This window comes from Thermus thalpophilus, assembly GCF_022760915.1.
Classification (GTDB): domain Bacteria; phylum Deinococcota; class Deinococci; order Deinococcales; family Thermaceae; genus Thermus; species Thermus thalpophilus.
In genome coordinates this window covers 1-18,858 of record NZ_JAKTNS010000039.1, presented here as the reverse complement: position 1 = coordinate 18,858, position 18,858 = coordinate 1, and the positions used below count along the sequence as shown (strand labels likewise).

The following is an 18,858-nucleotide window of genomic DNA, read 5'->3' as shown; positions in this document are numbered from 1 at the left end:
GTAAGATCGTCTAGAGCTCATCCCTCAAGAATACCACCCTTTTACGACAGCCTCTAAAAAAGGGGGTACAGAAGCTAGAGAAGAGGTACCCCATGGACCCGTCTACCCTGCAAGCCCTGCTACGGGAAGCGGCCACCACCCCCGCAGGCTGGAGACCACCTTCGGCCAGGTGGAACGGGCCATCCCCCGGGATCGGGAAGGGCGGTACTACCCCAGCTTCCTCCGCTATCGCGGGGACTCCGTCAACCAGCCCTACGCCCGCCGCCAGGTGGACGTGGGGGAGGTGGCGGTGGCCCTGTACGCCGCCGGGGCTAGGGGCGGAGGTGATGAGCCTCCTCCTGGGCCACCGCTACACCCACGAGACCAAGGGCGCCATCACGGACGAGGTGCTGGAGAGGGCGGAGGCCTTCCGGGGGAGGCCCTTGCCGGAGGAGAAGGTGCTGAGGGAGGGGCTTGGGGTGGAGCGGGTTGCTTTGCCCGAAGGGCGAACATCATGAATCCGCGTACGTGGCTCTTGGGTTGACGCCGGATGGGGCGCGGCGGGTGCTGGGCTTCTGGCTTTTGCCCACGGGGAACGCCTCGGCCTGGTGGGGGAACCCGGGGGCCACGATTACCCGCGGGTGCTTTGGCCGTACTTGCGGAGCGCCAACCTCATGGAGCGGTTCATTCGGGAGATCAGGCGGGGGACGAAGGTGCGGGACCACAAGTTTCCTCGGCCGGAGGCGGTGTTCAAGCTTTTGTACTTGGAGGGGGAGCATTTGGAGGGGAGGTGGGGGGAGGGAAGGCTGAAAGGGTTTGCCGAGGCGCGGGAGGTGTTGGAGCGGATGCTTCAGGAGCGGTATGCCCCCCGTACACAGACCTTGACACATAACTCTTGACATGACCAGGAGGTGGGTATGCGATTGCGGTTTGCGGTAGACCGGCCATTGCCGGCGAGGTTCAGCGGAAGCCCTGGCTACCCTTTGGGCGCAGTACCTGGGCCTAGGGGACAAGACCGCCGCGGACTGGCGGGGCCCCATGGTGCAGGGTGCGGCGGCGTTCTTGGCCCTTCTGGCCCGGGAGCCGGGGTTTGCCTAGGGCGTGATGTCCCACACCCGGGCCAAAAGCGCCCGGCCGTAGGCGAAGGTATCCGCCACGGCCTCGAGGTCCAGGCGGGCGAAGGTGTCCGTGGGCCAGTGCCAGTCGGGGGGTACGCCCCCTTCCAACCGGATGAGGGTGAGGGTGGGAAAGCCCCTTTGCGCCAGGGGCAAGGCGTCAAAGTAGGCCAGGCGGTAGCGAAGGGGTTGGGCCCCTGGGGTTTTGCGGGCGGCTTCCAGAAGGGGCCCGCGATAAGGGGTGTAGCGGAGCATGCCCTCTCCCTCCACGTAGAAAAGCTCCCCCCGGCCCACGTTGTCCAGGTTGAGGAGGAGGGCCCCTTGGGGCAGTCGGCGGGCCAGGGCCTTGGCCCCCAGGGCCCCCACCTCCTCGCACCCCGTGAGGGCGAGGCCGAGCCGCCACCCCTTGGGGGGCTCGGTGGCGAGGAAAAGGGCCGTGGCCACCGCCACCCCGCTGGCGTTGTCGTTGGCCCCTTCCACGTAGGCCGCCCTTAACTCCCGGTGAAGGAGAAGGGCTGCTTGCAGGAGGAAGTAAAAGCCTAGGGGCCACTTCAAGGGGGTAAATGCCAAGAGGGGGCTTAGAAAGGCGAGAAGGGCGTTTGCCAAGAAGTTTTGCCGGAAGCTCCTTACCCGTTTGGGGTGGTAGAGGAAAAAGGTCTTGGCGGTGTCCACGTGGGCCATGAGGACGAGCGCCCGTTCCCCTTTTCCCTTCCAGGCCAAGAGGTTTTGCGAGGGGTAGCGGTCCAGGAGGAAGCTCCAGGGGCGCTGGCCGCTGAAGTAAAGGAAAAAGCCGAGGACCCCCAGGAGGGGGAGGATGGGGGAGAGGGGGCTTAGGGCGAGGAGGAGGCTAATGGCGAGGAGTTCCGTGCCGTAGCTCCTCACCCCCCGGAAGGGGAGGGTTTCCGCCTGGATGCCCTTCTCCGCCAAGAAGGCCTTGAGGCGCCGGAAGGCTTCGGCCTCGAGGTCCGTGGCGCTTCCCCGGTGGGGGAGGTGGAGGAGGGCTAAGACCGCCTTTAGGGTTTCCACGCTTTCCCAGGATAATGGGTCCATGTGGACCTTTCCCGAGCGCGTGGAGGGGCGGTACGTGCGCCTAGAACCCTTAAGCCTGGCCCACCTTCCCGGTTTCCTCGCCCACTACGATCCCGAGGTCTACCGCTTCCTGAGCCGCATCCCCTTGGCCCCCACGGAGGAGGCTTTGAGGGCCCACCTGGAGGCCCTGCTTTCCGAGCCCGGCCGGGTGAACTGGGCGGTCTACCTGGGGGAGGCCCTGGCGGGGCGCATCTCCGTCCTCGCCCCCGAGCCCGAGCACGGGAAGCTGGAGATCGGCACCATGATCTTCAAGGCCTTCTGGGGCAGCCCCGCCAACAAAGAGGCCAAGTACCTTCTCCTCCGCCACGCCTTTGAAGTTCTTGGGGCGGAGCGGGTCCAGTTCAAGGTGAACCGGAACAACGAGCGGAGCCAAAGGGCCTTGGAGTCCTTAGGGGCGGTGCGGGAGGGGGTGCTCCGGAAAAACCGCAGGCTCCCCGATGGGACCTTTCGCGACGACGTGATCTACAGCATCCTGCGGGAGGAGTGGCCCCAGGTGAAGGCCCGCCTCGAGGCCCGCCTTTATGGAAGCCCTTAGGCTCTTGGTGGTTCTCCTCGCCTACCTGGGCCTCGCCCTGGGGGGGCTTCCCGGCTTCCGCATGAACCGGGCCGGGGTGGCGCTCGTGGGGGGGAGTTTTCTCCTCCTCCTCGGGACCTTTGACCTGGAGGAGGCCTGGCACGCCCTGGACGCCGAAACCCTGGCCTTCCTCTTCGGGGTCATGGTCCTAAACGCCCAGCTCTCCTACGCCGGCTTCTTCGGCCTGGCGGCGGAGGCCCTCTTGCGCCTGGCGAAAAGCCCCTTCTCCCTCCTCGTCCTCCTCACCTTTGGGGCCGGGCTCCTTTCCGCCCTCTTCCTCAACGACACCATGGCCCTCCTCCTCACCCCCCTGGTGGTGCGGGTGGTCCAGGGGGTTGGCCTGAACCCCGTGCCCTACCTTCTCGCCCTCATGGGGGCGGTGAACACGGGGAGCCTCTTGACCCCCACGGGCAACCCGCAGAACATCCTGGTGGCGAGCCTTTCGGGCCTTGGCTACCTGGACTTTGTCCGGAACCTTTGGCTTCCCGCCCTCCTGGGGCTTTGCCTCCAGGTCCTCCTCCTCGCCCTCCTCTACCCCGAGGCGCGCTCCCTAAAGCCCCTGCCGCCCCTTCCCCCCTTGCGCTACCGGCTACACCCCGCCCTCCTCCGGAAGGGCCTCGCCGTGGCCCTTGGGCTCCTTTTGGCCTTCCTCCTGGGCTACCCCATGGCCCAGGGGGCCCTGGTGGCGGCGGGGCTTCTCCTCTTCACCCGGAGGCTCCGCTCCGAGCGCTACTTCCAGCGGGTGGACTGGGAGCTTTTGGTGATGTTCGGCGGGCTTTTCCTCCTCACGGAGGGGGTGAGGCGCCTGGGCCTGGCCGAGGCCCTTCTCCCCTTGGCGGCCACCCCCTTGGGGCTTCTCCTCGCCGCCACCTCGCTTTCCCTCCTCATCTCCAACGTGCCCGCGGTGCTCCTCCTCGCCCCCCTGGCCCAAAGCCCCGAGGACTGGCTCCTCCTGGCGGGGGGGAGCACCTTGGCGGGAAACCTCACCCTCCTCGCCAGCGTGGCCAACCTCATCGTGGCCGAAGGGGCGGGGAAGGAAGGGGTGTGGATGGGCTTTGGGGAGCACCTCCGCTTCGGCCTTCCCCTCACCCTCTTAAGCCTAGCCCTCCTCTACGCCCTACTTTAGGCGCTCCTCCAACCAGCCCCCGATGGCGAGCACCCGGCCGTCCTCGGCGTAGGGCCCCACCACCTGGAGCCCCACGGGCATCCCCTCCACCCGGGCGAAGGGGAGGGCCAGGGTGGGCACCCCCAAGAGGCTAAAGGGGAGGGTGAGGGTGATGAAGGCTTCCCGGTGGCTCTTCCTGCCCGATTCCAGCTCCACCTCCTCCGTGCCCAAGGGGGGGGCGGGGAGGGGTTGGGCGGGGAGGAGGAGGGCGTCCACCCCCCTCAGGGCCTTCATGAGCTCCAGGCGCAGGGCCTCCCGCTCCGCCACGGCGTCGCGGTAGTCCTTCTCCGTGAGGGCGAGGCCCGCCAGGAGGGCTTCCCGAACCGGGAGGGAGAAGCCTTCCGGGTGCTCCTTTAGGGCTCTTTCGTGGATGCGGGCCGCCTCGTAGCGCACCAGGCGGGTGTAGACCTCGTAGACCCCCTTAAGGGGCAGGGAAACCTCCTTCACCTCCGCCCGCAGGGTGGGGAGGTCCTCCAGGAGCCGCAGGAAGGCCCGCCTCACCCCGTGGCCCAGCCTACCCTCCAAAAAGTCCGTGGGAACGCCGAAGGTGGGGTTCTGGGGGGCTTCTAGGGGTATGCTTTCCCCCGCCAGGATCTCCGTGAGAAAGTGGGCGTCCCGCACCGTCTTGGCGAGGGGCCCGGCGTGGTCGGTGGAGCGGGAAAGGGGCAAAGCCCCTTCCAAGGAGATGCGGCCGTAGGAGGGCTTGAAGCCCACCACCCCGTTGAAGGCGGCGGGGATGCGGATGGAACCCCCGGTATCCGTGCCCAAGGAGGCGAGGCCGATGCCCAGGGCCACCGCCACGGCGCTCCCGCCGCTGGAGCCTCCCGCTTGGCGGGTGGGGTCAATGGCGTTGCGCACCGGGCCCGTCCAGGGGTTTTCCCCGGTGATCCCCAAGGCGATCTCGTGCATGTTGGCCTTGGCGAAGACCAGGGCCCCCGCCTCCTTGAGCCGCCGCACCGCCTGGGCCTCCTCGGGAAGGGGGGGAAGGGGGGCGCGGGTCCCCGCTCGGGTGGGCATCCCCTTCACGGGGAAGAGGTCTTTTACCGTGAGGGGCAGGCCGTGGAGGGGACCCCGTACCTGACCCCGCTTGAGCTCCTCCGTGAGGGCCTCCGCCTCCTTGCGGGCGGCCTCTTCGTCCAGATAGGCCAAGGCGTTGCGGTCGGCGAAGGCCGTGGCCCGCTCCAGCGCCTCCTCCAAAAGGGCCAAAGGGGTGGTTTCGCCCCGTTCCAGAAGGGCTTTAGCCTCGAGGAGTTCCATGCTCCATTATAAAAGCCTTTTCCTCCGCCTCTCCCAGGGGCTTCCGCCCCGGCCAGGCGTAGGTGACCACCTCCCGCTCCTTTAGGGCCAAGGCCACGAGCTCCGCCGTGGGCAGGCGGGCCTCGGCCTCCAGGACCACTTCCAGCCTCGCCCGGGTCACGGGGTGCTTGGGGGCGAAGAGGGTGCAGCACTCCTCGTCGGGGAGGATGGAGATGGGGTAGGTGCCGATGCGTTTGGCCTCGGCCATGATCTCCTGCTTGTCCAGCCCGATGAGGGGGCGGAAGACGGGGAGGGTGGCCGCCTGGTTCACCACGTGGAGGTTTTCCAGGGTCTGGGAGGCCACCTGGCCTAGGCTGTCCCCCGTGCAAAGGGCCAAGGCCTCCTCTTCCCGGGCGATGGCCTCGGCGATGCGGAGCATGTAGCGGCGGTAGAGGACCACCCGGTAGGGGGTGGGGGCCTCCACGATGATCCGCCGCTGCACCTCGCTGAAGGGCACCAGGTGGAGGCGGAGGCGGTGCTGGAAGCGGGCGAGGCGCTCGGCCAGGGCCATGGCCTTCTCCCGGCTCGCCCCGGAGAGGAGGGGGAAGGGGTGGAAGTGGACGAGGACCACCTCCGCCCCCCGGCGCATTAGGCGGTAGGCGGCCACGGGGGAGTCTATGCCCCCCGAGAGGAGGGCCACCACCTTCCCGGAAACCCCAGGGGGAAGCCCCCCTGGCCCCGGGTGGCGGGCCACCTCCAAAAGGGCCGCCCCCGGGAGGATGCGCACCACGAACTCCCGCTCCGCCCCCTTAAGCCGCACCTGGGCCCCCGTCCTTGCCTTCACGAAGGCCCCCAGGCGCCGCTCTATCTCGGGGGAGGTGAGGGGGAAGGTCTTGTCCGAGCGCTTGGCGGTGATGCGGAAGCTGTGGAAGCGCTCCTCCGCCAACACCCTCTCCAAGGCGCTTTCCAAGGCGGCGAGGCTTGGGGGCACCCGCAGGACCCGGGCGAAGCTTTCCACCCCCAGGGTGTCCTGGAGCCGGGATTGGGCCTCCGTCCAGGCCGCCTCCTCCAAGCGGAAGAGGAGGGCCATGGACCAGTCCGCCTCCAAGACCGCCCCAAGCCCCTGGAGGGCTTCCCGCACGTGGGCCTTGGCCTTCTTCAGGAAAAAGGGGCGGTTTTGCCCCTTGAGGGCCAGCTCGTGGAAGAGGTTTACCAGGACCAGGGTTTCCGTCATGGGCAAAGCCCTTTCACCGCCAGGTAAAGCCGGCTGCACAAGGAGCCCCGCCGGGCCGCCTCCTTGAGGTCCTCGGGGTGCCCATAGCGGAAGGCGGCGTAGTAGGTCTTGCCGGGTTTGGGCTCGGGGAGCTTGGGGGGATCGGCGAGGCGCCCCTCAAAGACCCATAACTCCAGGGTGTAGCGGGGCCTGTCCTCCACGCCGAAGGCGAGGGGCTTAGCCTGGGCCAGGGCGGTGCCGAGCTTTTCCCGGGCCACGCGGAAGGCGGCCTCCTCCGGGGTTTCCTCCCCTTCCAGGCTCACGGCGGGAAGCCCCCAGGCCCCCCCGAACTCCGGGTCCCCCTCCGGCCGCAGGACGAGGAGAAGCCCCTCTTCCCCCCAGGCGGCCAGGGCCACGGAGCGCTTCCTGGGCACCCCCTCGCGCACCCTCCTAGCCTAGCAGGATTGTGGCCCCGGCGCAAATCCGGCAAGGCGCAGGGGCTCCACCTCCACCGGGGTGCTGTGGAAGGTGCTCCCGCCCCCCAGGTCCGTGAGCCCCTCCCCGGTGAGGTGGTTCACCCCTTTGCCGTCGGGGGCCCATTTCTCCCACCAGGTGCCCTCGAGGACCACCACCCCGGGCCTCGGGGCCTCGCTCACCCGGGCCTTCCGGGTGATCCGCCCCCAAGGGGAGTGGATCTGGACGAGCATCCCGTCCCGTATGCCCCGGGCCTCGGCGTCCAGGGGGTGGATGAGGAGCACGGGCTCCCCCCCTTCCGCCGCCACCAGGGCCTCCACGTTCCCGTAGGTGGTGTTGAGGAAGCGGTGGGCGGGCGGGGTGAGGAGGATCAAGGGGTAGCCGGGCCGGGGCTCCGTAGGGATGACCGCCGGAGGGGGGCTAAAGCGCACGGGGCCCTTGGCAAAGGGCAGGAAGGGCTTGGGGAGGTTGAGCTTGAGGAAGCCCTCCGCCTTAAGCCTTTCCAGGGTGATGCCCTCCAGGAAGGGGTGGTCCGTGGCGAGGAGGCTTCGGGCCACCTCCTCGGCGCTCCAGTAGAGGGTGGGCTCCTTCAGGCCGAGCCGCTTGGCGAGCTCCCGGAAGACCCAGGTGTTGGGCCTTGCCTCCCCCTCGGGCTCGGCCAAGGGCTCGTTCCAGGAGAGGTAGTAGTGGCCGTAGCTCGTGTAGAGGTCCGGGTGCTCGTAGAAAAAGGTGGCGGGGAGGAGGTAGTCGGCGAAGAGGGCGGTTTCCGTCCTCACCTGCTCCAGGACCACGGTGAAGAGGTCCTCCCGCGCCAGCCCCGCCCGCACCTTCCCCGTGTTCGGGGCCACCACCAGGGGGTTGCTGTTGAAGACGAAGAGGAGCCGTATGGGCGGGTCAAGCTCGGTGAGGGCGGTGCCGAGCTGGTTCATGTTGATGGCCCGGACCTGGGGGTTGGGGCGGAAGTAGCCCTCATGGGGGTGGCTTCCCTCCAGGAGGTGCCGCCCCCCGAGATGGCGCTTGTTGAGGAAAAAAGCCCCGCTGGTGGAGAGCATGGCCCCAGAGCCCGGGTAGCGCCAGGCCCCGAGGAGGGCGGGGAGGAGGATCACCGCCCTTAAGGCGTTCCCGCCCCCGGGGTGGCGGGTCATGCCGTAGCCCACCCGCAGGAAAACCCGCTTGGCCTCGCCCAGCTCCCGGGCCAGGGCCTCTATGGCTTCCTTTTCTATTCCGGTGAGGGCGCTCGCCCGCTCTGGGGGCCAAGCTTCCGCCTCCTTCTGGAACGCCTCCACCCCCGTGGCCGCCTCCGCCAGGTAGGCCCAGTCCACCAGGCCCTCCCGGAAGAGGACGTGGGCCAGGGCGTAGGCCAAGGCGGCGTCGGTGCCGGGGCGGATCTTGAGGTGCAGGTGGGCGAAGCGGCTCGTCCGGTTCTCGTAGGGGTCAATGTGCACCACCTTGGCCCCCCGGGCCTTGGCCTCCTTGAGGAAGGGGGTGAGGTGGCTGTTGGTGGAGAGGCTGTTGATGCCCCAAAGGAGGATGTAGCGGGCGTTTTCCGGGATGTCCTCGGGGTCGGGGGCCAGGCGGGGGCCGTAGGTCATCTCCCAGGCGGCGCTTCCCGCTGTGGCGCAGATGGTCTCCAGGAGCTCGCTCGCCCCGATGGCCCGGAAGAAGGCCAGGGGGTGCTGGCTCTCTATGAGCCCCATGGTGCCGGCGTAGTGGTAGGGCAGGACCGCCTCGCCCCCGTGGGTGTCCAAGACGGCCTTGAGCCTGTCCGCGATCTCGTCCAAAGCCTCTTCCCAGGAGACCCTTTCAAACCGCCCCTCCCCCTTGCGCCCCACCCGGCGCAGGGGGTGGCGTAGCCTTTCCTTAACCCTTTCGGGGTAGCGGTAGGTCTTGGCGCAGGCGAAGCCCCGGGTGATGGGGTGGCGGGGGTCCCCCTCCACCCGCGCCAGACGGCCTCCCTCCAGGGTGAGGAGGAGGCTGCAGGCGTCGGGGCAGTCCAGGGGGCAGGTGGCGCGGGCCTTCATGCCCCTATAGTAGGCCAAGGGCCTCGAGGGGGCCGCACCGCTCCGAAGTCGGGAAGAAGCCCTACGGAGACGTCCAGTGTTGGCCTCGGCGATGAGGAGGAGGCTTTGGGCCTTTCCTCGCCAGAGCGCCTCTTTGGGAGCCCTAACCCAGTTCCACCCCAGGGGCCACCCCGCACCTTGGCGGGCCAGGGGAGCACGCCCCTACACTTTAGGATGAGATAGTTGCTTCCTTTATTCGCCTAAATGTAGGGGCGAAGGCCCGTTTAACACTTTTTCATAGTATAGCGGTGTCTATAAGCTTTCTTTTGTGGCAAGTATGTACTGAGTGTACCGTTGCGCTCATCTGCTATAATGGCCTTGTCCGAGGCTCGGACGGGGGACCTTGAAAGCCAGTTTTACCCTTGGGGAAGGCGAATATGCGCTTTCACTTTCTCATCGCCCCTTTCGCAAGTAGCTTGCGGACGAGCTAAACCCTCAAAAAAGGCCTTTATACGGCCTATGTATATTCCAAACTTCATCTTTCTCACAAACCCCCCCTCTAAGAGCGATGTCCAGGACGGGATTATGAGAGGGGTACAGTTGCACGAGATGCTTCCCCGTAAGGGGATTGCGACGCCGTTTTCCCGGTGCGATACGTGATGGCGTTAGCCCCCATGAACGTTGCACGAGATGCTTCCCCGTAAGGGGATTGCGACGTGTTCGGAAGGGACGGCCACGACCCCATTGGGGTTGACGAGTTGCACGAGATGCTTCCCCGTAAGGGGATTGCGACACCACGGCCACAAGCTGCGTCCCGCTGCCGAGCCCTCGTTGCACGAGATGCTTCCCCGTAAGGGGATTGCGACCCCACGGGTTGGCCAAAACCCCTTCCCGTATCTCGGGATCGGGTTGCACGAGATGCTTCCCCGTAAGGGGATTGCGACCATTGACTTGGACTTCTTCATACTCTCGCCCTCATTCCTCACGTTGCACGAGATGCTTCCCCGTAAGGGGATTGCGACCCGTATTGCGCTATTAAGTCGTAAGTTTGCTGAAGAACGAGTTGCACGAGATGCTTCCCCGTAAGGGGATTGCGACCCCCGAGCCATACGCCTATCGCCACGCGCCCCCAGTTCACTTGTTGCACGAGATGCTTCCCCGTAAGGGGATTGCGACCCACTCCGGCATCACCCCGTCGCAGGCGAGTTCAGCGAGGGTTGCACGAGATGCTTCCCCGTAAGGGGATTGCGACGGCTAGTGCGCTATAGCTAGCCAAATAGCTACCATGAGGTTGCACGAGATGCTTCCCCGTAAGGGGATTGCGACTTGCGGGTGGGCGAGTACCTCATGGACCTTGAGAAGCGCGTTGCACGAGATGCTTCCCCGTAAGGGGATTGCGACCCGCCGGGCTAGCGGCAAAAGACGGCGACCACTAGCGCTAGGTTGCACGAGATGCTTCCCCGTAAGGGGATTGCGACCCTTCCACATACCCGCTACACAACGCGAGCGCCGCCCTGAGTTGCACGAGATGCTTCCCCGTAAGGGGATTGCGACCAGGGTCGCTAGCCAAGGCCCCCTCAACCTCGAGGGGCCGCGTTGCACGAGATGCTTCCCCGTAAGGGGATTGCGACCCCCCAACATTACCGCACCACACTCGCCCATTACAAACTTCCAGTTGCACGAGATGCTTCCCCGTAAGGGGATTGCGACGAAGAGGAGCTGGGCCCGCCTCTGTGCTTCTTGCCCCCACGGTTGCACGAGATGCTTCCCCGTAAGGGGATTGCGACGACGAGCATGGGTTCGCCCCACACGCGAGAACAAAGCGTTGCACGAGATGCTTCCCCGTAAGGGGATTGCGACGTGGTGGCCCCGCCGCAAACTGAACACCTCATTTTTTAGTTGCACGAGATGCTTCCCCGTAAGGGGATTGCGACAACAATGAAGCTCACGTCCTCCGGGTACTGAACGGCCTCGTTGCACGAGATGCTTCCCCGTAAGGGGATTGATACGGTCTTCCTTGTCAAGCCACCTGGTCCAGCTGACTGGCGTGGTAGGCTTTGAGCCGTCCCATCATCCGCCGCAAAAGCTTGTGGGCCGCGCCGCCACCAAAGGGAGGCGATTTTGGGCTTTGGCCCCGCTTTACCGCTTTAGGGCCTCAGGGTAGGCTCTTTGGGGGAGCCGTGGAGCCTTTGGAGGCCGTTTTCTGGCGGAGGGGCCTGCGGGTGGCGGGTCTGGACGAGGCGGGCCGGGGGGCCTGGGCGGGGCCCATCGTGGTGGGGGCGGTGGTCCTGCCCCCGGGGCACTACCCCTTTCGCGACTCCAAGCTCCTCACCCCCAAAGCCCGCTCCCGCTTGGCGGAGGAGGTGAAGCGCCTGGCCCTGGCTTGGGCCCTGGGGGTGGCGGAGGTGGAGGAGGTGGACCGGCTTGGGGTGCTGAAGGCCACCCTTTTGGCGGCGGAGCGGGCGCTTCGGGCGCTTTCCCCCGCTCCCCAGGCCCTGGTCACAGACTACCTGGCCCTTTCTACCCCCCTTCCCCTTCTGGCCCCACCCAAGGCGGACCAGCAAAGCCCCTCCGTGGCGGCGGCCAGCATCCTGGCCAAGGTGCACCGGGACGCCCTCATGGAGGAGTTGGACCGGCTTTACCCCGGCTACGGCTTCGCCCAGCACAAGGGCTACGGCACCGAGGAGCACCAAAGGGCGCTTCATGCCCTCGGGCCTTCCCCCATCCACCGGCGGCGCTTCGCCCCCGTGGCCCAGGCTCCCTTAAGGTTTTCTGAAGGCGAGGGGGAAGGGGAGGGCGTAGGCTAAAGGGAGGAGGTGCCCATGCGCCTTTTGGCCCTGGTGTTGGCGGGGCTCCTTTCGGGGTGTGCGGTGACCCTGGAGGGCCTCACCCTCTCCTACCGCTTGGACTTTACCCCCGCTATCCTTCGCTTTGAGCCGGACCGGGGAGCGGGAGCCACCTACTTCGTGGGGGAAGAGGTGCGGTTTTTCCTCACCCTGGCCTTCCCTGGCTGGGTGAGCCTGGTGGTGGTGGACCCGGATGGCCGCACATATACCTTGGACCGCTTTTATCTCCCCCGCGGCACCCACGTTCTGCCTCCCGGGGCTTACCGCTACGTCCTCACGCCCCCAAGGGGCCTACACCGGGTGCGGGCGGTCTACACCGATTCCGAGCCTGGGGCTGCGCGCTTGGAGGGCGTCTACACCGACTGGGACGCCCGGCTTAGGCTTTATGTGGAGGCCTCGAGGGCGGCCCGCCACCAGGTGGAGGAAACGCATTTTTATGTTTACTGAGCCTCGAGGTAAGGAACCTTACCCGAGGGGGTAGTCCTGGTAGGGTGGGGGACCGCATGGGGTTGCGAGAGGGGCTTGCGCTTCCGGCCCAGGGGTGGGGTATAATCCCCTCGGACCGCTAAGGAGGTCAAAATGAAGCGGCGTGATTTCTTAAAGAAGGCGGGTATCGGCGTGGCAGCCAGCGCGGCGTTTGGCCCGGTGTTCGCCCAGGCGCAGCCCAGCATCCGCTGGCGCCTAGCCTCCAGCTTCCCCAAGAGCCTGGACACCATCTACGGGGCGGCGGAGGTTCTGGCGGAAAGGGTTTCTGCCCTAACGGGAGGCCGCTTCCAGATCCGGCCTTACCAGGCGGGTGAGATCGTGCCTGGCCTCCAGGTGATGGACGCGGTGCAGCAGGGCACGGTGGAAGCCGGGCACACCGCCAGCTATTACTTTGTGGGCAAAGCGCAGGTCTTGGCCTTTGACTGCGCGGTGCCCTTCGGCCTCACAGCCCGGCAGCAGAACGCCTGGATGTACTATGGGGGCGGGATTGAGCTCTTCCGCTCCATCTTCGCCGACTTCGGTATCATCCAGTTCCCTGGGGGCAACACCGGGGCGCAGATGGGGGGCTGGTTCCGCAAGGAGGTCAAGACCCTGGCCGACCTCAAGGGCCTAAAAATGCGCATTCCCGGGCCCGGGGGCCAGGTGATGAGCCGCCTGGGGGTGGTGCCCCAGGTCCTGGCGGGAGGGGATATTTACCCAGCCCTGGAGCGGGGCACCATTGACGCCACGGAGTGGGTAGGGCCCTACGACGACGAGAAGTTGGGGTTCTACAAGGTGGCTAAGTACTACTACTACCCGGGTTTCTGGGAGCCCGGTCCCCAGCTTTCCTTCTACGTGAACTTGAAGGAGTGGCAGAAGCTCCCCAAAGAGTACCAGCAAGCCTTTGAGGTGGCAGCCGCTGAGGCCAACCTCTCTATGCTGGCAAAGTATGACCGGGTAAACCCTCCCGCTCTGCAGCGCCTCATCAAGGCGGGGGTGCGCTTGAGGAAGTGGCCTGCGGAGATCATGAAGGCGGCCCAAAAGGCGGCCTTTGACTGGTACGAGGAGGAGGCGGCCAAGGACGCCACCTACCGCAAGGTCTACACCGCCTGGAAGGCCTTCCGCGAGGAGCAGTACCGCTGGTTCGGGGTGGCGGAACTGGGCTACGAAACCTTCGCCTTCCCGGCTCTTTAGGGGGTATAAGCGCATGGGGGGCCGGCGGAATTGCCGGCCCCATACGCTTACATGCTTCAGGCTGGGCCTAGGGACCGAAGGACAATGCCCGGGAATATCAGGAGCAAGCCCACCATCAGGAGCTGGATGAGAATAAACGGCACCGCACCCCAGTAGATATCCACGGTCTTCACCGAGGGAGGGGCTACGCTGCGCAGGTAGAAGAGGGCGAAGCCAAAGGGAGGGTGCATAAAAGAGGTCTGCAGGTTGACCCCGAGGAGGACGCCAAAATAAACGGGGTTGATATCTAGTGCCCTTATGGCTGGCACCAACAACGGCAAAATGATAAAGGCAATCTCAAAGTAATCCAGGAAGAAGGCCAGGAAGAAAACGAAAAGGTTGACCAGGATCAAGAACCCCAGCTGGCCTCCCGGTAGGCCTGCCAGCAGGTGTTCCACCCAAAGGTCCCCGTCCACCCCGTAGAACACCAGGCTAAAGATGCGCGAGCCCACAAGGATGAACACCACGAAGCTGGTTAGCTTGGCGGTCTCGCGCATGGCTTGGACAAGGACGTCCTTGGTGAGGCGGCCCCTTAGGAGGGCCAACAACAGCGCCCCCACAGCCCCCATGGCCCCCCCCTCGGTGGGGGTCGCGACTCCAAGAAAAACGGTTCCCAAGACCAAAAAGATCAGGACCAATGGGGGTATCATCACCCGCAAGACGCGAGCGAAGAGCGGGTTCCGCACATACAGATAAAAACTCAAGCCCACGCCCGCCAAGAGGAGAACGAGATCCAAAAGGGCGGTATTGGACCATCCCCAAAGCGTTAGCCCCCAAGGGACGAGGGCGAGGACCACATAGCTGAGCAGTCCCAAAAGCGCGCCCCGTTCATACCCCGAGTAGGGGCGGGCTTCAAGGGGAAGGGCAGGGGCGACCTGGGGACGGAGAAGAGTGAGAAGGAGCACGTAGAAAACGTAAAGTCCAGTCAGCATGAAACCGGGCACAAAAGCGGCTCGGTACATGTCCCCCACGGATACCCCCAGCTGGTCGGCCATCACGATCAGCACTAGGCTCGGGGGGATAATCTGGGCCAGGGTGCCGCTGGCGGCGATAACCCCCGTGGCCAAGCGGGTAGAGTACCCGTAGCGAAGCATGATGGGCAGGGAAATGAGCCCCATGGCGATCACGCTAGCCGCCACGATACCCGTGGTGGCGGCCAGCAAAGCGCCCACCAGGATGACGGCGTAGGCCAATCCCCCTCGTACGGAGCCAAACAGTTGGCCGAGGGTGTCCAAGAGGTCCTCGGCCATCCCGCTGCGTTCCAGAACCAAGCCCATAAAAGTGAAAAAGGGGACGGCGAGGAGGAGCTGGTTCTGCATGGTGTCAAAGATGCGTAAGGGAATATTCTGGAGTAGCCCCAGGTTGATATGCCCATATTGCATCCCTATTAGGGCGAAACCCAAACCCACGGCTCCCAAAGAGAAGGCCACAGGGTAGCCCAAAAGCAACACCACCACTAGGGCTACAAACATTAAAGGGGCCATCCATTCAAAGGGCATCAGACCACCTCCTCTTGGCTCTCCTCTTTTATTTCAATCTTTCCGGCCAAAGCCAGGCTTATCTTGATTATTTCCGAGATGCCTTGAAGCCCAAGGAGAACGAAGCCGATTACCAAAGCGAGCTTGATGGGCCAGCGAGGTAGACCGCCTGCATCGGGGGACATTTCCTGAATTCGCACCGACTCCGCCACGATGGGCCAAGACAACACGAGAATGAGCACCACCATGGGCATGAGGAAAAAGATGGTGCCGAGAAGGTCAATCCAAAGCTGCCCCTTGCGGGGAAGGCGAGAGTAAAGGACGTCCACCCGAACGTGACCCCTGTGCTTTAAAGTCCAGCCAGCACCCCAGAGGAAGATGAGGCTAAAGAGGTACCATTGGGCCTCGAGGTAAGCGTTGGAACTGTAGTGGAAAAGGTAGCGCATCAACGCGTTTCCTGCGGAAAGGAGCGTCACGAGCAAGACCAGCCAGACCACCACCTGTCCAACAGCCTCCGTGGCGGCGTCGATAGCGCGGGATATGCCCAAAAGAAAGCGCATATTTTCACCCCCCAAGAAAACCGGTCCTATCCTACCCGGGGAGGGAATAGGTGTCAATGCGTTCAGAAGGCATCTTTTCCAAGTTCGGCCCGCTAGTGGGCCCGGCGGATGGGGGCCACCAAAAAGGCCCCTAGGAGGAAGAAACCCCCGGCCAGGAGGAAGAGGACCAGGTAGCCGAGGCCCTCTTCCCGGGCATTGAGGAGATCCAAGGGCCGGCCAAAGGCCCCAGCCAGCACCTGGGGCACCACGATGGAGGTCTGCCAAAGGCCCATGTCCGTGGCGTGGGCCTCGGGGTCTTTCAGCACGTCCGCCACCAGGGCCCAGTCCACCGCTAGATAGATGCCGTAGAAGAGCCCGAAGAGGAGGGAAAGGATGAGGAGGAGGTCGTAGCGGGGAACAAGGAGGATGAAGGGCATCATGGCCCCAAGCCCCGCCCCCGAGAGGTAGATGAGGCGCTTGCGGCCAAGCCGGTCCGAGGCCCGGCCGGCGGGCACGCTGGCAAGCCCCGCTCCCAAGGAGATGAGGAGGCCCAGAAGGGCCACCGCCTGGAAGGGCTCTTGGGTGAGGGTCCGGCCCAGGGCTTGGAAGGTCCGCACCACGTCCGCCAGGTAGTACTGGAGGTAGGTCTGGGCCAGGTAGAAGCCCAGCATGACCAGGAAACGGGTGAGGTAGACGAGGAGGAAGTCCCGGTCTTGCCAGGGAGCGGCCATGGCCTGGAGGAAAGGGCGTTGGGAGGAGCGGGGCAAGGTTTCGGGCACCAAGGGGAGGCTTAGGCTCGCTCCCAAGAGGTTTACCAAGGCCGCCAAATAGGCCTGGGGGGCAAGGGGGAGGAGGAAGCCCACCGCCCCCCCCAGGACCTGGCCGAAGACCTGGAGCACCCCCATGTAGCCCGAGGCCAGGCCCCGCTCCCCCTTGGCCACCAGGTCGGGGATGAGGGCGCTATAGGGCCCCGTGGCCAGGTCGTCCGCCACCTGGAGGAGGAGATAGGCAAGGAGGAGAACCCCGTAACTCGGGGCGTGGGCGAGGAGCAGGAGGGCCAAGGCGGTGAGGAGGCTACCCCAAAGGAGAAAGGGCCGCCTTTTCCCCAAGCGGTCGGAAAGGTACCCCATGACGGGAGGGCCCAAAATGGCCATCACCGCTCCCAAGGCGAAGAGGAAGCCCAGGCGGCTCGCCTTCTCCTCGGGGGGGGAAAGCTCCGCCACCTTGGCGGGGAGGAGTACCAGAAGGACCAAGAACCACTTGAAGCTGGTGGCAAACCAGTAAGCGGAGAGGCGGAGGAACCACCCTGGCCCGCGGCGCATGGGCCTTACCTTACCAGACCGTGGCCTCGGGAACCACCAAAAGGGGCAGGGGGCTTTGGGCGGCGAGCACCTCCACCATGCGCCCCAGGCGGTGCCGCCAGGTGCTTTTGGCCTTGGAGCCCAGGACCAAAAGGTCGGCTTGCCGGGCCTGGGCCAGGCGCACCAGGTCCAGCTCGTCCTCCCCGGGGGATACCTCCACCACCCCCGTGGCCTTGAGGAGGCCTTCCAGGAAGCCCTTGGCCCGCTCCAACACCTCCGCCAGGGAAAGCCTTTCCGGGTCCAGGTAGGTGGGGAAACAACAGCCCCCCTTGCCGCTCACCAGATGCAGGGCGAAGACCTCCGCCCCCAGGGCCTTGCCCCAAGCCTCCGCCACCCGGAAGGCGGCGAGGCTTGCCGGGCTTTCGTCCAGGCCCACGGCGATGCGCTTGGGGGCGGTTAGGGGCTTGGGCAAGAGGAGGACGGGCACCTCCCCCCGGTGGAGGAGGTAGCGGGCTAGGCCGCCCCGGGCCAGGGCCTCGAGGGTCCCCGTCCCCCGTTGCCCCAGGAGCACCAGGCGGCTTTTCTGCGCCTCCCCCGCCACCACCTGGGCGGGAAAGCCCCGGAGGACCCGGGCCTTGATCCCCGTGGCCAAAAGGGCCTCCCGCACCCGGGCTTCCGCCTGGGCTAAGGCGGCCTCCAGGGTTTCTTTAAGCTCGGGGAAGCGTTGGGCCAGGGCGTCAAAGTAAGGGGTGGGCACCACGTGCAAAAGCTCGGCCTCCACCCCAAGCCCCCTTTCCAGGTGGCGGGCCGTGGCCACCAGGGCCTCGAGGCCTTCTCCCAGGTCTACCGCCGCCAGAAGGCGCATACTTTCACCTCCGCTTCACTATAATCCAGGCGTGCTTTGGCTTCGGGACCGCAGCCTTTCCCTGGAACGCCCCCTCCTCATGGGCATCCTCAACCTGACCCCCGACTCCTTCTCCGACGGGGGCCGCTACCTGGACCCGGAAAAGGCCCTGGCCCGGGCCCGGGAGATGGTGGCGGAAGGGGCGGACCTCCTGGACCTGGGGGCCGAGTCCACCCGGCCTGGGGCCGACCCCGTGCCCGTGGAGGAGGAGAAGCGGAGGCTTTTGCCCGTTTTGGAGGCGGTGCTTTCCCTGGGGGTGCCGGTGAGCGTGGACACCCGCAAGCCCGAGGTGGCGGAGGAGGCCTTGAGGCTCGGCGCCCACCTCCTAAACGACGTCACAGGCCTGCGCGACGAGCGCATGGTGGCCCTGGCCGCCCGGTTCGGGGTACCCGCCGTCATCATGCACATGCCCGTGCCCGATCCCAAGACCATGATGGCCCACGCCCGCTATGGGGACGTGGTGAAGGAGGTGCGGGACTTCCTCAAGGCCCAGGCGGAAAGGGCGCTCAAGGCCGGGGTTCCCCAGGTGGTCCTGGACCCGGGCTTCGGCTTCGGGAAGCTATTGGAGCACAACCTCGCCCTCCTAAAGCGCCTGGAGGAGATCGTGGCCCTGGGCCACCCGGTCTTGGTGGGGTTATCCCGCAAGCGCACCATCGGGGAGCTCACGGGGGTGGAGGTGCCGGAAAGGCGCTTAGTAGGCTCCGTGGCCGCCCACCTCTACGCCGTTCTTAAGGGGGCGAGGATCCTCCGGGTGCACGACGTGGCCGCCCACCGGGAGGCCTTGGCGGTGTGGCGGGCCCTTTGGGGGTAAGGCCATGGGGACCATCGCCCTTTTGGGTCTGGAGTTCTACGGCCGCCACGGGGTCATGCCCGAGGAGGGGCGGCTTGGGGCCCGGTTCGTGGTGGACCTGTGGCTTTCCGTGCCCTTTGAGGGTAAGGGGGACCGCTTGGAGGAAACCGTGGACTACGCCGCCGTCTACGCCCTGGTGGAGGAGGCGGTGCGCCACAGGCGCTTCTACCTCATTGAGGCCCTGGCGGACCACCTGGCGGAGGCCCTTTTGGCGGCCTTTCCCCGCCTGGAGGGGGTTAGGGTGCGGGTGCACAAGCCCCACGCCCCCATCCCGGGCGTCTTTCGCGACGTTTACGCTGAGGTGGAGAAATTTCGCTCCTAGAGGGCACTTTTGACCCTCATCTGAACCCGGACAGACACATGTGAGACTGGACGAGTAAAAATGTGGGGACCACTC

16 protein-coding genes, 1 pseudogene and 1 CRISPR repeat array are annotated in these 18,858 nt (G+C 65.7%); of the genes and pseudogenes, 8 read left to right on the top strand and 9 right to left on the bottom strand.

Going from position 1 to position 18,858, the window contains the following annotated elements; all coding sequences use genetic code 11:
- Nucleotides 1-127: 127 nt before the first annotated feature.
- A pseudogene (locus tag L0D17_RS11355) lies at nucleotides 128-878 on the top strand (transposase); the annotation flags it as partial.
- A 195-nt stretch (nucleotides 879-1,073) separates the two neighbouring features.
- Here L0D17_RS11355 and L0D17_RS11350 read toward each other — a convergent pair.
- Entirely contained in the window at nucleotides 1,074-2,120 is a 1,047-nt protein-coding gene (locus L0D17_RS11350) for a M28 family metallopeptidase (RefSeq protein WP_243095418.1), read from the bottom strand.
- A gap of 22 nt (nucleotides 2,121-2,142) precedes the next feature.
- Between L0D17_RS11350 and L0D17_RS11345 the strand changes: the two genes are divergently transcribed.
- Together L0D17_RS11345 and L0D17_RS11340 are read left to right on the top strand one after the other, a co-directional pair.
- Entirely contained in the window at nucleotides 2,143-2,718 is a 576-nt protein-coding gene (locus L0D17_RS11345; protein WP_243095416.1) for a GNAT family N-acetyltransferase, read from the top strand.
- Nucleotides 2,705-3,883, top strand: coding sequence for an SLC13 family permease (locus L0D17_RS11340; RefSeq protein WP_243095414.1), 1,179 nt, complete (start codon nucleotides 2,705-2,707; stop codon nucleotides 3,881-3,883). Before L0D17_RS11345 ends, L0D17_RS11340 begins: the two co-directional genes overlap by 14 nt.
- On the opposite strand, the gene L0D17_RS11335 is transcribed toward L0D17_RS11340, so the two are convergent.
- Genes L0D17_RS11335 through L0D17_RS11320 form a run of 4 tightly spaced genes read right to left on the bottom strand, consistent with a single transcriptional unit; the run spans nucleotide 3,875 to nucleotide 8,866 of the window.
- Nucleotides 3,875-5,179 carry an amidase gene (locus tag L0D17_RS11335; RefSeq protein WP_243095412.1) on the bottom strand — a complete coding sequence of 435 codons (1,305 nt, stop codon included), beginning with the start codon at nucleotides 5,177-5,179 and terminating at the stop codon, nucleotides 3,875-3,877. The two genes, L0D17_RS11340 and L0D17_RS11335, sit on opposite strands and share 9 nt — an antisense overlap.
- Nucleotides 5,160-6,392, bottom strand: a complete 1,233-nt coding sequence (gene thiI / locus L0D17_RS11330) for a tRNA uracil 4-sulfurtransferase ThiI (protein WP_243095411.1) — start codon at nucleotides 6,390-6,392, stop codon at nucleotides 5,160-5,162. Before thiI ends, L0D17_RS11335 begins: the two co-directional genes overlap by 20 nt.
- Nucleotides 6,389-6,805 (bottom strand): NUDIX hydrolase, encoded by a 417-nt coding sequence (locus tag L0D17_RS11325; RefSeq protein ID WP_341474692.1) that lies wholly within the window; start codon nucleotides 6,803-6,805, stop codon nucleotides 6,389-6,391. Before L0D17_RS11325 ends, thiI begins: the two co-directional genes overlap by 4 nt.
- Nucleotides 6,806-6,826: 21 nt before the next feature.
- Nucleotides 6,827-8,866: a molybdopterin-containing oxidoreductase family protein gene (locus tag L0D17_RS11320; RefSeq protein ID WP_243095407.1), complete on the bottom strand. Its 2,040-nt coding sequence runs from the start codon at nucleotides 8,864-8,866 to the stop codon at nucleotides 6,827-6,829.
- Between the two features lie 578 nt (nucleotides 8,867-9,444).
- Nucleotides 9,445-10,854: a CRISPR direct-repeat array (repeat unit 36 nt; unit sequence GTTGCACGAGATGCTTCCCCGTAAGGGGATTGCGAC).
- 171 nt (nucleotides 10,855-11,025) lie between these two features.
- Here L0D17_RS11320 and L0D17_RS11315 point away from each other — a divergent pair.
- From L0D17_RS11315 to L0D17_RS11305, 3 genes are all read left to right on the top strand, one after another.
- The gene (locus L0D17_RS11315) at nucleotides 11,026-11,652 is read left to right on the top strand and encodes a ribonuclease HII (RefSeq protein WP_243095405.1); all 627 of its coding nucleotides are present in this window, start codon (nucleotides 11,026-11,028) and stop codon (nucleotides 11,650-11,652) included.
- A gap of 15 nt (nucleotides 11,653-11,667) precedes the next feature.
- Nucleotides 11,668-12,138: a DUF4384 domain-containing protein gene (locus L0D17_RS11310; RefSeq protein WP_243095403.1), complete on the top strand. Its 471-nt coding sequence runs from the start codon at nucleotides 11,668-11,670 to the stop codon at nucleotides 12,136-12,138.
- Nucleotides 12,139-12,270: 132 nt separating this feature from the next.
- On the top strand, nucleotides 12,271-13,350 hold the full coding sequence (locus tag L0D17_RS11305) for a TRAP transporter substrate-binding protein (RefSeq protein WP_039459740.1): 1,080 nt from the start codon (nucleotides 12,271-12,273) through the stop codon (nucleotides 13,348-13,350).
- 56 nt (nucleotides 13,351-13,406) lie between these two features.
- Here L0D17_RS11305 and L0D17_RS11300 read toward each other — a convergent pair whose 3' ends face one another.
- The 4 genes from L0D17_RS11300 to L0D17_RS11285 form a co-directional block, all read right to left on the bottom strand.
- Complete coding sequence (locus tag L0D17_RS11300) at nucleotides 13,407-14,888, bottom strand: TRAP transporter large permease (RefSeq protein WP_243095401.1); 1,482 nt, start codon at nucleotides 14,886-14,888, stop codon at nucleotides 13,407-13,409.
- Nucleotides 14,888-15,427, bottom strand: coding sequence for a TRAP transporter small permease subunit (locus tag L0D17_RS11295; protein WP_039459742.1), 540 nt, complete (start codon nucleotides 15,425-15,427; stop codon nucleotides 14,888-14,890). Before L0D17_RS11295 ends, L0D17_RS11300 begins: the two co-directional genes overlap by 1 nt.
- 92 nt (nucleotides 15,428-15,519) lie before the next feature.
- Nucleotides 15,520-16,728: an MFS transporter gene (locus L0D17_RS11290; protein WP_243095400.1), complete on the bottom strand. Its 1,209-nt coding sequence runs from the start codon at nucleotides 16,726-16,728 to the stop codon at nucleotides 15,520-15,522.
- Nucleotides 16,729-16,738: 10 nt separating this feature from the next.
- Nucleotides 16,739-17,572, bottom strand: coding sequence for a universal stress protein (locus L0D17_RS11285; protein WP_243095398.1), 834 nt, complete (start codon nucleotides 17,570-17,572; stop codon nucleotides 16,739-16,741).
- Between the two features lie 31 nt (nucleotides 17,573-17,603).
- Here L0D17_RS11285 and folP point away from each other — a divergent pair, with 31 nt between their 5' ends.
- Together folP and folB are read left to right on the top strand one after the other, a co-directional pair.
- Entirely contained in the window at nucleotides 17,604-18,422 is an 819-nt protein-coding gene (gene folP / locus L0D17_RS11280; protein WP_243095397.1) for a dihydropteroate synthase, read from the top strand.
- A gap of 4 nt (nucleotides 18,423-18,426) precedes the next feature.
- Nucleotides 18,427-18,783 (top strand): dihydroneopterin aldolase, encoded by a 357-nt coding sequence (gene folB / locus L0D17_RS11275; RefSeq protein ID WP_243095395.1) that lies wholly within the window; start codon nucleotides 18,427-18,429, stop codon nucleotides 18,781-18,783.
- Nucleotides 18,784-18,858 lie beyond the last annotated feature (75 nt).

Excerpts from the sequence above, each read along its gene's own strand:
- L0D17_RS11290 (WP_243095400.1), bottom strand. The coding sequence starts at position 16,728 with ATGCGCCGCGGGCCAGGGTGGTTCCTCCGCCTCTCCGCTTACTGGTTT.
- L0D17_RS11320 (WP_243095407.1), bottom strand. The coding sequence starts at position 8,866 with ATGAAGGCCCGCGCCACCTGCCCCCTGGACTGCCCCGACGCCTGCAGC.
- thiI (WP_243095411.1), bottom strand. The coding sequence starts at position 6,392 with ATGACGGAAACCCTGGTCCTGGTAAACCTCTTCCACGAGCTGGCCCTC.
- L0D17_RS11345 (WP_243095416.1), top strand. The coding sequence starts at position 2,143 with ATGTGGACCTTTCCCGAGCGCGTGGAGGGGCGGTACGTGCGCCTAGAA.
- L0D17_RS11295 (WP_039459742.1), bottom strand. The coding sequence starts at position 15,427 with ATGCGCTTTCTTTTGGGCATATCCCGCGCTATCGACGCCGCCACGGAG.
- folB (WP_243095395.1), top strand. The coding sequence starts at position 18,427 with ATGGGGACCATCGCCCTTTTGGGTCTGGAGTTCTACGGCCGCCACGGG.
- L0D17_RS11300 (WP_243095401.1), bottom strand. The coding sequence starts at position 14,888 with ATGCCCTTTGAATGGATGGCCCCTTTAATGTTTGTAGCCCTAGTGGTG.
- L0D17_RS11340 (WP_243095414.1), top strand. The coding sequence starts at position 2,705 with ATGGAAGCCCTTAGGCTCTTGGTGGTTCTCCTCGCCTACCTGGGCCTC.
- L0D17_RS11335 (WP_243095412.1), bottom strand. The coding sequence starts at position 5,179 with ATGGAACTCCTCGAGGCTAAAGCCCTTCTGGAACGGGGCGAAACCACC.
- L0D17_RS11285 (WP_243095398.1), bottom strand. The coding sequence starts at position 17,572 with ATGCGCCTTCTGGCGGCGGTAGACCTGGGAGAAGGCCTCGAGGCCCTG.
- L0D17_RS11305 (WP_039459740.1), top strand. The coding sequence starts at position 12,271 with ATGAAGCGGCGTGATTTCTTAAAGAAGGCGGGTATCGGCGTGGCAGCC.
- L0D17_RS11310 (WP_243095403.1), top strand. The coding sequence starts at position 11,668 with ATGCGCCTTTTGGCCCTGGTGTTGGCGGGGCTCCTTTCGGGGTGTGCG.